Source organism: Roseovarius litorisediminis, from assembly GCF_900172295.1.
Classification (GTDB): Bacteria; Pseudomonadota; Alphaproteobacteria; order Rhodobacterales; family Rhodobacteraceae; genus Roseovarius; species Roseovarius litorisediminis.
On record NZ_FWFL01000002.1, the window covers coordinates 303,171 to 317,448 of the forward strand.

At 57.6% G+C, this 14,278-nt stretch carries 11 protein-coding genes and 1 pseudogene; 5 read left to right on the forward strand and 7 right to left on the reverse strand.

Annotation, left to right across the window (positions count from 1 at the left end):
- Positions 1 to 4: 4 nt before the first annotated feature.
- Positions 5 to 1,375, reverse strand: a complete 1,371-nt coding sequence (locus PEL8287_RS04850) for a 1-acyl-sn-glycerol-3-phosphate acyltransferase (protein WP_085891491.1) — start codon at positions 1,373 to 1,375, stop codon at positions 5 to 7.
- A gap of 271 nt (positions 1,376 to 1,646) precedes the next feature.
- Between PEL8287_RS04850 and PEL8287_RS04855 the strand changes: the two are divergent.
- Positions 1,647 to 3,620, forward strand: a pseudogene (locus tag PEL8287_RS04855) (methylmalonyl-CoA mutase family protein); the annotation flags it as partial.
- A 76-nt stretch (positions 3,621 to 3,696) separates the two neighbouring features.
- Here PEL8287_RS04855 and PEL8287_RS04860 read toward each other — a convergent pair.
- A complete protein-coding gene (locus tag PEL8287_RS04860) occupies positions 3,697 to 4,503 on the reverse strand; it encodes an enoyl-CoA hydratase/isomerase family protein (RefSeq protein WP_085891492.1) in 807 nt (268 codons plus the stop codon).
- A gap of 164 nt (positions 4,504 to 4,667) precedes the next feature.
- Here PEL8287_RS04860 and PEL8287_RS04865 point away from each other — a divergent pair, with 164 nt between their 5' ends.
- Positions 4,668 to 6,740 carry an acetate--CoA ligase family protein gene (locus tag PEL8287_RS04865; RefSeq protein WP_085891225.1) on the forward strand — a complete coding sequence of 691 codons (2,073 nt, stop codon included), beginning with the start codon at positions 4,668 to 4,670 and terminating at the stop codon, positions 6,738 to 6,740.
- A 182-nt stretch (positions 6,741 to 6,922) separates the two neighbouring features.
- On the opposite strand, the gene PEL8287_RS04870 is transcribed toward PEL8287_RS04865, so the two are convergent.
- The gene (locus tag PEL8287_RS04870) at positions 6,923 to 7,798 is read right to left on the reverse strand and encodes a LysR family transcriptional regulator (protein ID WP_176228561.1); all 876 of its coding nucleotides are present in this window, start codon (positions 7,796 to 7,798) and stop codon (positions 6,923 to 6,925) included.
- Positions 7,799 to 7,893: 95 nt separating this feature from the next.
- On the opposite strand from PEL8287_RS04870, the gene acdA reads away from it, so the two are divergent.
- From acdA to deoD, 3 genes are all read left to right on the forward strand, one after another.
- On the forward strand, positions 7,894 to 9,111 hold the full coding sequence (gene acdA / locus PEL8287_RS04875) for a 3-sulfinopropanoyl-CoA desulfinase (protein ID WP_085891227.1): 1,218 nt from the start codon (positions 7,894 to 7,896) through the stop codon (positions 9,109 to 9,111).
- 204 nt (positions 9,112 to 9,315) lie between these two features.
- Positions 9,316 to 9,765, forward strand: coding sequence for a GNAT family N-acetyltransferase (locus PEL8287_RS04880; RefSeq protein WP_085891493.1), 450 nt, complete (start codon positions 9,316 to 9,318; stop codon positions 9,763 to 9,765).
- Positions 9,762 to 10,469: a purine-nucleoside phosphorylase gene (deoD, locus tag PEL8287_RS04885; protein WP_085891228.1), complete on the forward strand. Its 708-nt coding sequence runs from the start codon at positions 9,762 to 9,764 to the stop codon at positions 10,467 to 10,469. Before PEL8287_RS04880 ends, deoD begins: the two co-directional genes overlap by 4 nt.
- Before the next feature lie 108 nt (positions 10,470 to 10,577).
- Here deoD and PEL8287_RS04890 read toward each other — a convergent pair whose 3' ends face one another.
- From PEL8287_RS04890 to PEL8287_RS04905, 4 genes are all read right to left on the reverse strand, one after another.
- The gene (locus PEL8287_RS04890; protein ID WP_085891229.1) at positions 10,578 to 11,420 is read right to left on the reverse strand and encodes an urea carboxylase-associated family protein; all 843 of its coding nucleotides are present in this window, start codon (positions 11,418 to 11,420) and stop codon (positions 10,578 to 10,580) included.
- Between the two features lie 116 nt (positions 11,421 to 11,536).
- On the reverse strand, positions 11,537 to 12,709 hold the full coding sequence (locus PEL8287_RS04895) for a type III PLP-dependent enzyme (RefSeq protein ID WP_085891230.1): 1,173 nt from the start codon (positions 12,707 to 12,709) through the stop codon (positions 11,537 to 11,539).
- 190 nt (positions 12,710 to 12,899) lie between these two features.
- Positions 12,900 to 13,112 carry a hypothetical protein gene (locus PEL8287_RS04900; protein ID WP_085891231.1) on the reverse strand — a complete coding sequence of 71 codons (213 nt, stop codon included), beginning with the start codon at positions 13,110 to 13,112 and terminating at the stop codon, positions 12,900 to 12,902.
- 30 nt (positions 13,113 to 13,142) lie between these two features.
- Complete coding sequence (locus PEL8287_RS04905; protein WP_085891494.1) at positions 13,143 to 14,144, reverse strand: D-cysteine desulfhydrase family protein; 1,002 nt, start codon at positions 14,142 to 14,144, stop codon at positions 13,143 to 13,145.
- Between the last annotated feature and the right edge of the window lie 134 nt (positions 14,145 to 14,278).

Here is a 14,278-nt window from a genome sequence, read left to right on the forward strand (position 1 = left end):
GTATTTATGCGCTGCGACTGCGAAACAGATGCTCGATCGAGGCTGCATAATAGGCAACAAGCGGACGTTCTTCTTTCACCAGCGTCAGCAACCCATCGGCTTCCTGTACCAGATTGCGTTTCTTCAGCATGCGCAGGCCGACTTCGGTGGCATAAGCCGTATCACCGCGTGGCAGATACACATGCGCCTTTGGCAAGGTTTCTACCATCTGTTCAACGGTTGCCGCCAACGCCTTGTGGGTCATCGGGCCCTCTGCGCTCAACAGGGCACGTGCAACCATCGGCACCGGAAGGACGGGCACCTCTTCCCCGATCCGGTCCAACAAGAGTTTACCCAAGTGTTTTACGGTCCCTTGCGGATGGTCACGCTGAAACTGCGACAAAGAAATCGGCGCCCCGAAACTGACGGCGGCATATCCATGTCTGTGATATTGTCCGGTCAGGCGCAACCAGACCTGTTTCATCACAAATTTTGCCACCACACTGATCCGGGCCCTGAACCGGCGTTCGCCCTTTTGACCGGCGGCTACAAGAATGCGGTCTTCAAACACCCGGTCATAATTCAGGGCCACGGGTACAAACACCACGTCGCGCGCATCTGCAGACCGCTCGTCGATAATATATTTCAGTAGACCCAGCTTAGGCTGGGCCAGGGCCCCATCCAGACTTAGGCCGCCTTCGGGGAACATTGCCTGTGTCACGCCGCCATCGGTGGCCATGCGCACATAGCGGGCCAGTACCCGGCGATACAGGTCATTACGCGATTTTCGACGGATGAAATAGGCCCCCATCGCCTTGATAAGGCGGCTTAGCGGCCAGACCCGTGCCCATTCTCCCACCGCATATGACAGGGCCGAGCGCTCAGCCGCCAGCCATGTAACCAGCACATAGTCCATGTTGCTGCGGTGGTTCATGACAAAAATAACAGTTGCCTCCTTGTCGACGGCACTCAGCGCTGCCTCGTCGAAATTCCCAAGGCGCACGCGGTACAAGGACCGGCTGAGGAATTTTGCAAAGCGGATGGCAAAGCCGAAATACGCGGTGGCGGAAAACCCAGGCACAATTTCGCGCGCGTATCGCTTTGCCTGCTCAAATGCCACGTTTTCGGGGATGCCTTCCGTACGGGCATGCTCGACAATCGCGCGACTGACCTCGGGATCGTATATCAGCCGCTGAATCATGTCATAGCGCCGCGCCAGTTTGAACGGCTCGATCGGTCTTTCCAACCGTTCGTTCAGCTTGGCCACCGCGCGTTGCATCCGTCGGCGAAAGAACCAGCGCACCGATGGGAACAAAAAATGCGAGGCAAAGGTCACCACGGCAAAAAGCAGGATCAGTACAAAAAGCCAAAGGGGTATTGCCACGGTTTGCATCATGCCTCGACATTCGCAGCCAGCGGCAGGCACGTAAATCGAAATCTGGCGGTCGAAGGCAGGGCTTGTCGCCTGCAACCGGGCGCCGTAGCTTTGACACAACACCAAGGCGGGCAGGGACAAAGGTGTATTCCCGGGATTCCCTTTTCACATTATCCCAGCGCGGGCCCTCGCTGCCGCCGCGAAATGCCGCAACGCAGCGAATTGACACCGGTATAATATTCCAAGTATCAATCGCCCGACGTAACAAAATTGCGCAAACCGATTCACGAGGCCGCCCATGTCGCAGACGCAGAAAGATCGCCCCTGGCTTATTCGAACTTATGCCGGGCACTCAACCGCCAGCGCCTCGAACGCGCTTTATCGCGCGAACCTTGCCAAGGGTCAGACCGGCTTGTCCGTGGCCTTCGATTTGCCGACCCAAACCGGCTATGACAGTGACCACGTTCTGGCCCGCGGTGAAGTGGGCAAGGTGGGCGTGCCCGTCTGCCATCTGGGTGACATGCGCGCGCTGTTCGACCAGATCCCGTTGGATCAGATGAACACCTCAATGACGATCAATGCCACGGCACCGTGGCTGCTGGCGCTTTATATCGCTGTGGCCGAAGAGCAGGGTGCCGATGTAGCGGCATTGCAGGGCACGGTGCAGAATGACCTGATCAAGGAATACCTGTCGCGCGGTACTTATATCTGCCCGCCGAAACCATCGCTGAAAATGATCGGCGATGTGGCCGAATATTGCTATAAAAACGTGCCCAAATGGAACCCGATGAACGTGTGTTCCTATCACCTGCAAGAGGCCGGTGCGACACCCGAGCAGGAACTGGCCTTTGCCCTGGCAACCGCCACTGCGGTTCTGGATGAATTGAAACCACGCGTTGCCGCGCAGGATTTTCCGGCGCTTGCCGGGCGGATTTCTTTCTTTGTCAATGCCGGCATCCGGTTCGTGACTGAGATGTGCAAGATGCGCGCTTTTGTCGATTTATGGGATGAGATCCTGCATACCCGCTACGGCGTCAAAGACCCGAAATTCCGCCGCTTCCGCTATGGCGTGCAGGTCAACAGTCTTGGGCTGACCGAGCAGCAGCCCGAAAACAACGTCTACCGTATCCTGATCGAAATGTTGGCGGTGACGCTTAGCAAAAAGGCCCGTGCGCGGGCGGTGCAATTACCTGCCTGGAACGAAGCGCTTGGTCTGCCCCGCCCCTGGGATCAGCAATGGTCTATGCGGATGCAACAGATTTTGGCTTACGAGACCGATCTTCTTGAATTCGATGACCTGTTTGAGGGCAATCCGGCGGTGGACGCCAAGGTAGAGGCGCTGAAAGACGGCGCACGCCATGAGTTGGCCAATCTCGATAGTATGGGCGGGGCGATCAGCGCGATTGAATACATGAAATCGCGGCTGGTCGACAGCAACGCTGAACGCCTGAACCGGATTGAGCGCAATGAAACCGTGGTCGTCGGGGTCAACAAGTGGACGACAACCGAGCCATCGCCACTTCAAACCGAGGATGGCGGTATCATGATAGTTGACCCGGCAGTCGAGGCCGAACAGATCGGCCGCCTGAACGACTGGCGCAGCCAACGCGACGCCGGTGCGGTCAAACAAGCCCTTGCTGATCTGCGCGCCGCCGCCTCAGAGGGGCGCAACGTGATGGAGCCATCAATCGCCGCCGCCCGTGCGGGTGTTACCACCGGCGAATGGGCTGCGCAGATGCGCAGTGTCTTTGGTGAATATCGCGGGCCGACCGGGGTTTCCGCCAACCCTTCGAACAAAACCGAAGGCCTTGATGAAATCCGTACCGCCGTCGATACCGTCAGTGATCGCCTGGGCCGCCGCCTGAAATTCCTGGTCGGCAAGCCGGGGCTTGATGGCCACTCCAACGGCGCCGAGCAGATTGCCTTTCGCGCCCGCGATTGCGGCATGGACATTGGCTATGAAGGTATTCGTCTGACCCCCGAAGAGATCGTGACTGCCGCGCTGGAAGACAAGGCGCACGTGGTCGGCCTGTCGATCCTGTCGGGCAGTCACATGCCGCTGGTCCAAGATCTGATGACTCGTATGCGCGACGCGGGCCTTGCAGAGGTGCCGGTGATCGTCGGTGGCATCATCCCCGACGATGACGCCGCGCGTCTGCTGGAAATGGGTGTGGCCCGGGTCTATACGCCCAAGGATTTCGAGTTGAATACGATCATGATGGATATCGTGGCATTGGCAGACCCACAGGCCTTCGCCGCCGAATAACTTGATGATGCCGGCCGGCGTCGCAATTTCTCAGGTGCCGTGAGACGCGCATCAGGCCGCGGAACCAACTGCCGTCTCAGACCTGCCGGTTGCGCCATTCCAGAGCAGCTTTCAGGCCCTCTTCCTTGCGGATGCGGTTAAACTCCAGGCGTTCCGGCGATTGATCGGCTTCGATCCCCACGTCGACTTCCAGCGCCGCAGCCAGCCCTTCGCGCATGCGGCCCAGCTCATATGTGTGGTTGATGGCGTATTTGGTGCGCTGCACCGATTGGGCCGAGGCGCTGGTGATCTGGTGGGCCAGTGCCATGGCCGATTCCACTTCCTCGCCGTCGGGCACGACTTTGTTCAAAAGGCCCATTTCAAAACACCGCGCCGCCGGGATGCGATCATTGCCTGTCAAAAGCAGTTCCTTGGCCTGTTTGGGGCCCGTGACATAGGGCGCCAACATGGCCACGATGCCCGAGCCGAACCGCACTTCGGGTTCGCCAAACAGGGTAGAGTCCCCGGCCACCGCCATATCACAAGCCATCAGTACCTCCATCGCGCCGGCAATACAAAACCCGTGTGCTGCCGCGATTGTGGGTTTGGGACTGTTCCAGAACTGCATGATGAAGTCGAAATCGGTGGTCAGTACCTTGCGCCATTCTGCCTCGCCGGTAATGCCCTTGGCGGCACTTTCCTTCATGTCGAACCCGGCCGAAAAGCACCTGCCGGCTCCGTGCAGGACAATCGCCTGAACACTGTCGTCCGACAGAAAGCCGTCCATTGCTTCATGGGTGGCAGCGATCAGTTCGGAATTGAACGCGTTCATCACATGCGGACGGTTAAAGGTCAGGATGCCCGTGCGGCCTTCGACATGGGTTAACAAAGCGGCGTCGTTCATATCCGGTCCTTCATTGAGGGTCGTCGGAAAGTTTAGCAGAGGTTTGTTTCGCCGTTGCATCAAAAAAACAGGGATCAGTCCAGCCGATTTTTTTGATGATTTGATGTAGACGCGGATCGGGAATTAGCCTTGATTGAGCGGGATATGTTGAACGGAAAGCATTCATGATGAAGCATAGGCTGGATACGCTTCTCAAACCGCGCTCGGTGGCCATCGTCGGCGCATCCGACAAACCTGGCAGCAATGGTCATGCGATGATGACGATGTGTGGCATCGACGGCTATGATGGCCGGATCTATCCTGTGAACCCACGGCTTGAAACGCTTGAAGGTGTGCCGTGTTATCCGGATCTGGCGGCGCTTCCACAGGTGCCCGAACATGTGGTGATCGGTGTCGCCACCCGGTTTGTCGAAAGTATTCTGGATCAGGCAATTGAACTGGGTGTGCCGTCGGTCAGCATCTTTGCGGCGTGCTATCTGGACGGTGATGGCGTACCAACCCTGCCAAACCGCATTGCTGCCAAGGCACGCGCGGCTAACATGGCCATATGCGGCGCAAATTGCATGGGGTTTTACACCCCGGGTGCCGGTCTGCGTGTGGCCAGCATGCCTTCGCCGCCAGGAATTCGGCCAGGCGGCATTGCCTGGATCGCGCAATCGGGTTCGGCCTTTGGGGCACTGGCGCATAACGACCGACGGCTTGGTTTTACGCTCTGCGTTTCAACAGGCATGGAATTGGTCACAACAGCGGCTGACTATATGGACTGGGCGCTTGCCCAACCCCAAACCCGTGTGATCGGTCTGTTTCTGGAAACGGTCCGTGATCCGGTGAAATTTCTTGCCGCCCTGCAAAGGGCCCGTGATGCTAAAATCCCGGTGGTGGCTCTTAAGGTGGGGCGTACCAGAAAAAGCGCGCAGATGGCGGTTTCCCATACTGGGGCGATTGCGGGCAACGATGCAGCGTATGAGGCCGTTTTTCGCAAATTCGGCGTGACCCGCGTTGCTGACATGGATGAAATGGCCGCGACCCTGGCGCTGTTTGATACGCCCCGTGCTGTACCACAGGGCCTTTTGGGTACGGTGCACGATTCCGGCGGAGAGCGCGAATTGATCGTGGATATCGCCGAAGACATCGGCCTGGAATTTGCCGAACTGTACCCTGCAACATGCGCGGAACTGGCCAAACACCTGGAGCCGGGCCTGCACCCGGAAAACCCGCTGGATGCCTATGGCACGGGTCATGACCTGATCAACCGAAATGCGGCGATGACAGCCGCGCTGGTAAATGATCCGAATGTGGCGATTGGCTATTTCATGTCGGACCCGCGCGATGGGTATGACTATGCCAGACAGTATACCGAAGCGGTGGTCAAGGCCGCTGGCATGACCGACAAGCCACTGGCGCTGGTGTCAAACTATTCGATGGCCGACGACCGCAGCCTTGCGCAACTTTTGTTGGGGGCTGGGGTGCCGTTGCTGCGGGGAACACGCAACGCGCTGCTGGCAGCACAGCATGTCATGACATATCGTGACTACATTGCCCGGCCACCGCCGCAGCACATAGATCTACCCAAGGCCCAAGCCTGGCGCGACCGGCTGGCAGCGGGCGGGCCACTTTCCGAGTATGAAGGCCTTTGCATGCTGGCGGATTTCGGAATTGCATCGCCTGCACTGGCCTGGGTGGGTGAAGCCGCTGACGTACCCGGGGCGCTTGGGCTGCTCAGCTTTCCTATCGCCCTGAAAACCGCCGAGGATTATGCCCATAAAAGCGATGTCGGGGGCGTTGTTCTTAACTTGCCGGATGTGGCTGGCGCTGTGGCCGCCTATACGGCCATGGCGGCAAAACTGGGCCCCCGGTGTCTTTTCATGGAAATGGCACCCAAAGGCACAGAACTGGCGCTTGGATCGCTCTGGGATGACAGCTTTGGCCCGATTGTTATCATCTCTGCAGGGGGTGTTCTGGTCGAGTTTCTGAATGACAGCACTGCAGCATTGGCACCGTTTGACGAAGCCGAAGCCCTGCGCCTGCTGCAGAATTTGCGGGTCTTCAAACTGCTTGAAGGGGTGCGCGGGCAATCACCCGCCGACCTGAAACACATTGCCAGCCAGATCGCCGGTTTTTCCCGGATGGTGGCCAGTTTGGGCAAAGCCTGTCGCGAAATTGATATCAACCCTTTGATGTGCACCTCAAGCGGTGTAGTGGCGCTGGATTGTCTGGTCGTGACACCCTCGGATTAAGCGACTAGCGAGAAAAACTTCTTTTTATGGCCAGCATATCAGATCAAATGTTGTGAAAGTATGATCAAGGCACCGTTCGCGTGGCGATTTCGTTCGTGACACGAGGCCTGGTCTCCGCGATCAAACAATTCGGCGCGGCATCCCGGCATTTGGAAGGTTACCCAGTCAAAAATTTTCAGGCGTTAAAAGCCTAGTTTTTTTGCCCCAAATTGGGAGGACAGCAAATCCAGATGTTTCGCCAGAAGATTGTCGCTTCGTGTCACCAGGATAAGTGTTCGACGAATGTTATTGGGCGCACGCAGCTTTACCACATCATCGTTTGAATACCTTGTCACATCCGGGTCGGGAAGCAGGGTAAAGCCCAAACCACTTTTTACACAGCCCACTATGGCTTCAATATTATCAAGCATAACTGTTGCAGCGGTTGCGGGTCTGTCGATCTGTTCCATCGCGCTTGCGATCAGTTTGCCAATTCCGGTCTGCGGCATGAAATGGAAAAACATATGCTGTTCGATAAGCGTGTCGAGGCCCTGGCTGGCAATTGACGAATGCGCTGCAAAGACAAATGGTTCGTCGCGCAGGATCGCCTGTTTCAAACCTCGTGGATTGATTTCGGCATCGGTCACAATGGCAGCATCCAGATTTCCAGTGCGCACCTTCTCTTGCAGTACCACAGACAGTCCTGTCTCGAACTCAAACGCTGCGCGCGGCAAATTGTTCTGGGTGTTTTCCAGAAAATCCGGAAGAAGGCGTGCGGCGGCAGAGGTTACGAATCCGATCCTGAATTTGCCGGCAAGGTTGCCGTCCTGTGAACATAACTCTAGCAATGCATTTTCCTGCCCCACAACATCGCGGGCTCTTTCAACCACTGCACGGCCAATCGGCGTAAGGCGTGGCGGCCTGACCGATCGGTCAAAAAGGACGACGTCAAGTTCGGCCTCAAGCGCCTTCATTTGCATCGAAAGCGCGGATAGCGTCATGTTAAGTTGTTCGGATGCATGCAGGAACGATCCGACTTGAGAGATTTTCAAAAGACTTCTAAGCGCCCGCGTCTGCATATCTTCAGATTTCCTGTATTTTATATAAAATCTTATTAGATTGATTTGAATAAAACCAGTCATATGCTCTCCCTGTAAGTGAAGGAGGGATTGCCATGACCCACCCAGCCGTCGCCAAAGCACAAAAGCTTGCGCCGCTATTTGCCAGCCGTGCCCGCATTTGGGATGTTGAGCGCCGCTACTGCTGGGAAAATGTCGCCGATCTGGTTGGCGCCGGGATTATGGGCATGACCATCCCGAAAAGTTACGGCGGTTTGGGTGCCAGCTATCTCGATGTGGTTCAGGTCGTTGAAGAAGTTGCCAAGGCCTGCACGCTAACCGCGCGCATCGTCGTCGAATCCAATATGGGCGGTATCAGCGCTGTCATGGCCTATGGCACGGATGCGCAAAAATCTTTTTGCGCGCCGATCGTTCTGGCTGGCGACAAACCTGCAATTTGCATTACCGAGCCCGAGGCAGGAAGTGCTGCGACAAGGATGCGCACCACGGCGCAAAAACGGGGTGGCAGCTATGTGATCAACGGCACCAAGCACTGGATCACTGGCGGCGGTGTTTCGAAACTCTATGTGATTTTTGCCCGTGTTTTGGATGAAGATGGCTCAGATCTCGGCATAGGTGGTTTCATCGTTCATGCTGATATCAAAGCCGGTATCATCCCTCAGGGCTTCACCGTTGTCGGCCGCGAAAGAACCATGGGCCTATGCGGGATGCCCGAAGCTGAACTGAAATTCGAAAATCTGGAGGTTGACCAGAAATGGGCGTTGATCCCTTTGTCCGGGCTCAGGCACGGCTTTGCGGATTTGATGAATGCCTACAATTCGCAACGTGTTGGTGCCGGGGCCATTGCCCTGGGCGTGGCAGCAGGTGCTTTTGAGCATGCGAAAACATATCTGCTTGAGCGTGAACAATTCGGACGACCACTGGCAGAATTCCAGGGGCTGCAATGGATGGCCGCAGATATGGATACGCAAATTCATGCCGCTCGCCTCATGTTGCATGATGCTGCAAGACCCCGTGGTCCAAACGGTAGCCAGTTTCCCGACATGACGATGGCAGCCCGCGCAAAACTCTTTGCGTCCGAGATGGCAATCAAGGTTGTAAATGATTCACTGCAGATATTCGGGGCAAGGGGATATGGCGACAAGGAACCCTTGGAACGGATGTATCGTGATGTCCGAATGTTCACCATCGGGGGCGGCACTGCCCAGGTTCTGCGCACCCAACTCGCGGGTGCGATCCTGGGCATCAAAACACCACAAACGCGCGACGGCTACCTCAACGCGGCACCAGCGGTATGTCACGCGGCAGAATAGCCCACGCTGAAATGACAGCCGATCCGCACGACCGAACCGCAGAATCTGATTTCCACGCTCGGCTTCCCTTTCATCGCCTTGAAAACGCAGGTTTTGTGTCTGCCCCTGTCGAATTCGGTCGTGAAGTGTACGAAATCCACGTACAAAATGTACAAAGAATACGATGCACGCCCTTTATTCACGCCACAGAATCAGGTCTTCCTCATGTCCGATATGATCACCATCCGCCGCATTGAACCTGCCGACAAAACCGCTTGGGCCGCGTTGTGGAAGGCCTATCTGGACTTCTACGAAAGCAGCGTTTCAGATGCGGTTTATGACACCACATTTGACCGGCTTTGTTCAGATACCCGCCCAAATCAAAATGGCTTTCTGGCCCTGCAAGGCAACGTCCCCGTGGGGCTGGTGCATTACATTTACCACCCCCACAACTGGCGGCTCGAGGATGTGTGCTACCTGCAGGATCTCTACGCCGACCCGTCCGTACGTGGCACCGGCGTGGGGCGCAAACTGATCGAGTCGGTCTATGCCGCCGCCGACACGGATGGCTGCCCCTCGGTCTATTGGCTTACGCAGGATTTCAATGCCGAGGCGCGCAAGCTTTATGACCGCATCGCCATCCTGACCCCCTTCATCAAATACGTCCGCCCATGACCATCCATATTGGCGCGAAGCCCGGTGAAATCGCCGAAACCGTGCTGATGCCCGGCGACCCTTTGCGCGCCAGATGGGCGGCTGAGACATTTCTGGAAGACCCTGAACTGGTCAACGATATCAGAGGAATGTTTGGGTATACCGGTCACTGGAAGAAGCAACGGGTAACTATTCAGGGCAGCGGAATGGGCATGCCGTCACTCAGCATCTACGCAAATGAACTGATCCGTGACTATGGTGCGAAAACCCTCATTCGCATTGGTTCCTGTGGGGCGATGCAGGCGCAAGTAAAACTGCGCGATGTGGTGCTGGCAATGACTGCCAGCAGTGTCAACACACCGTCTTCTGCTCTGTTCCGGGAGCTGAATTTCGCCCCCTGCGCCGACTGGCCGCTGCTTAGGGCGGCCTTGCAGGCCGCTGACGGAAAGGGAATTTTTCCACATGTCGGCGGGATTTATTCTTCAGATACGTTCTATGACGAACGTCCCGACCTGATCCAGCAGATGACCCGCCACGGTGTGCTGGCTGTCGAGATGGAGGCGGCCGAGCTTTACGCCGTCGCCGCACGCCACGGGGCACGGGCGTTGGCGGTCCTGACCGTAAGCGACCATTTGCTGACCGGCGAAGCGCTGGACAGCGATGCCCGTGAACGCAGCTTTGCCGACATGATCGAAATCGCATTAGAAGCCGCGTTTTCGATCTGACCGGATGTGGATTTGCCCCCTCTCAAGCCGAGCAGAGCGAGGCTGGGCCCAACGGACGGAATGGCATCTTAGATGCCATGGCGCCGGGCGGGAGCCCCGCTTACTGGATCACTTTCCGTGGCTGCGGTCGTATCCGTTCACCGCAGGACCTGACCAGTCACCCAGCGCACCGGGGGCAGGTTCAAAGACCTCAACCAGCAACGGATAACATGCTGCGGTGTCGCTTGAATGCTCGGTCGAGCAATCGCCGCCCGGACAAGCGGAAAGCGCGCCCAGCAAGTCGACCTCGGCAAAAAACTCCAGATAATCCCCTGGGCGCACCGGGCTGGCTTTCATGAAATATTGCCCGGTGTCGCGGGTAAAACCGGTGCACATGAAGACGTTCAGTACATCATGCACATGCGGCTCGGCCTCGGCCAGCGAAACGCCCAGCTCATCCGCCAGGGCGCGGGTCAGGTTGGAATGGCAGCAATGGTGATAGTGTGTGCCTGCCAAAAGGTTGCCTGTATAAGGATCGCAACGGGTGCCGATGACATCGTGGACGGAGCCACCATAAGGGTCGATTCCGTACCAGCCCAATGTGTCTGTGGTGAGTGTCGCCATCGGGCGCAGGTAGGGAAAGCTGGACCACATCCGCTCGCCCGTTGTCAGATGCGTACCGTGCAGCGCGCGGGATTTGCCGGAATAGAACCGCTCGGACAGATTATTGGCATGCCACAGGTTCAGGTCACCCACCTGCGGGCCGTCGACCGAAGTAATGCGAAAGAATTGCCCTGCGGGAACACGAAAGCAGGCCGCATCGCGTGCAGGCACCAGCAGCTCCTCCACTTTTTGGGCTGTGTCCCGCGCCAGGGCATACAGCGCCAGATCAGGTTTGGGCAGCGTATCATTGGGGTAGCAGATCACGGGTTTGACCATACGGCGGGCATCAGCGTCGGCGGGTTGGGTCATGATGTCTGTCCTGTCTGATCCGGAATCGCGGGTACAGTCATGCACAAAGGTGACCGGGTCTGCAATCTATCCCAGGATCGGGTGCGCCAGAACTGCGCACCCAACAGTTTGCTGGGCTATAGCACCACGATATCCAGCGGCGGAAAGCCGTTAAAGCCGATGCTGGCATAGGTCGACGTATAGGCGCCGCAACTGCGAATGATGATCCTGTCCCCCGAGCGCAGGCCCAGAGGCAGATCGATCATGCGGTTTTCATACAGGACATCCGCGCTGTCGCAGGACGGGCCTGCCAGAATGCAGGGGCCGGTACGCTCATGATCGCGATCAGTCACGAACTGATAGCGAATCGCTTCATCCATGGTTTCGGCCAGACCCGAAAATTTGCCGATATCCAGATAGACCCAGCGGTGCAGATCGTCGTCAGATTTGCGTGACACCAGCAGCACTTCGGCGGCGATCATGCCGGCCTCTGCCACCAGACCACGGCCTGGTTCTGCCATAAGATGCGGCACAGTGCCGAAGCGCTCGGTTATCAGTTGCACCACCCGTGACGCATAAGGGGTGGGGGCCTCAATCACCTCGCCATAGAACGCGGGAAAACCGCCGCCGATATTCAGCAGGTTCAGGTCATGGCCCGCTGCACGAGCAGCATGCCAAAGGGTTGCGACCTGATCCAGCACATCGGTCCACATCTCGGCGCGGCGGGTCTGACTGCCAACATGAAAGGAAAACCCAACAGGGTTCAGGCCAAGCGCGCGGGCGCGATCCAATAGCGCAATTGCCTGGGTTTCGGCGCAACCGAACTTACGGGTCAGTGGCCAGTCGGCCTGTGATGCTTCGACAATCAGTCGGATATAGACCTGCGCACCGGGGGCGTTTGCAGCGATTTTTTCCAGTTCTTCCACGGCATCGGCGGCAAAAAGACGTAGGCCGGCTTGCCAGGCAAATGCAATGTCCGAGGCACGTTTGATCGTGTTGCCAAACGAGATCTTGTCAGGCGACGCACCCTGGCTGAGGCACAATTCAATCTCAGCCCGGCTGGCGGCATCAAAGCCCGACCCAAGGCCGACCAGCGTTTCGATGATTTCGGGCGCCGGGTTGGCCTTTACCGCATAGTGAATATGGGCCCGGCCCAGGCCCTGCGACAGGGCCGCAAACTGGCGGGCAACGGCCTGCGTATCAATCACCAACGTAGGTCGGTCGAAACGGGCGGTCTGCAGATAGGTTTCTATGCGGGAAACGGGCGCAATGCGGGCGTCGACCGACAGGTCGGTTACGTAAGCTTTCATGGTCATCTCCAAAAGACATGGCGCCAATAGGCGCAAGGATCAGTTCAGAGACGTTACCGTCGCTACGTAACCAGTGGCTTATAGCCTTTGGGACAGAGGCGCGTGCGTTGGCGTCTTAACGGCGCAATTACTCTTAACTGAGAAAAAAACAAGTAGGAATTTTGCCCTGGGCGCATTTTTTTGCGTTCTGTCATTTCCGAGGCGCCACCCGCAGACGCAGGCAGGTTGCGGGCGGATTGCCGTCAGATGTGACGGATAAGGCGCCACATGCCATGCATTTGTAATTTCTGGCCATCCCGTCGCCTGATTTTCCTTGCGCACGCCAACGGCAATAGCGGGTCCGCCGGTTGGAAAACAGCACCACCAGCACAAACGCAATGATCAGACCGACAATGATGATCATGGCGTGTGGCGCCCTATCCCGGGACCCATCTTAATCTGCCGCGAAGGCATCAGCATAGGCGAATAGCGCTGGCTGCCCGCCCGTATGCCAGAACAGCACCCGTTTTCCGGCCAGGTCAGGCGCCCGCCTGATCAGCGCGGCCATCACCTTGCCGGTATAGACCGGATCAAGGAACAACCCTTCGGTACGCGCAGTACGTTCCACCGCTTTACGGGTCAAAGGCCCCATGCGGCCATAACCGGGGGCAAGGGCGCTTTCATCAAGGCGAATATCGGCGTCTGTCACCGGATTGGGCATATCCAGCAGGCGGGCCAGATCCTTTAGGCGCTGACCGACACGGGTCGTCTGAGCAGTCGCTCTGCGACGCACGCAGACACCGGTGACCGGGGTTTCATCGCCCAATGCGCGCAACCCCAGCAACAGGCCGCAATGGGTAAGGGCCGATCCCGAGGCGATGAAGATTTCATCAAAACGCGTGTCCTGTGTCAGCAGCTCGATCGCTGCATCGACATAGCCTAATGCGCCTGTCGGTGGCTGATCAGCGGCTAGCGGAACGATAAAGGGTACTTCGCCCGCCGCCTGCAAGTTTTTCGCGATGGTGCGCAAATTGGCATCGGCACCGGTCTCATCCTCGCCGTCAGGGTAGCTGTGCAGGGTCGCACCCAGCACCCTGTCCAAAAGGACATTGCCGTTTTCACGGTAGAGTGCCGTGGGCTCTGTCACCCTTTCCTCCAGCTGGATATGACAGCCCATGCCAAGCCGGGCTGCCATGGCGGCGGCAGTGCGAACAAAATTGGATTGTACTGCGCCTGTGATCAGGACCTGCGTGGCACTTTGCGCCTGTGCCTTGCCCAGATAAAACTCAAGTTGACGAACCTTGTTGCCGCCCATGCCGATACCGGTGCAATCATCGCGCTTCACCCACAGATCAAGGCCCAGTTGGCGCCCAAGGTTCGTCATCGGCTCCAGCAGCGTTGGCAGGTGGCCCATGCGGGCACGCGGATGTTGTGAAAGTCGGGTTTCAAGGGTCATGTGATCAGTTGCAGTGTGATTCAGGGGTTTGTCAACGCAAGCGGGCGGACGTTTGCGGGTGTGGGCGGCTCGAAAACCGGCAGCCGCCCTAAATATGCCGTCAGGCGTGGCAGCGCTGATATTGCCATGCCGCC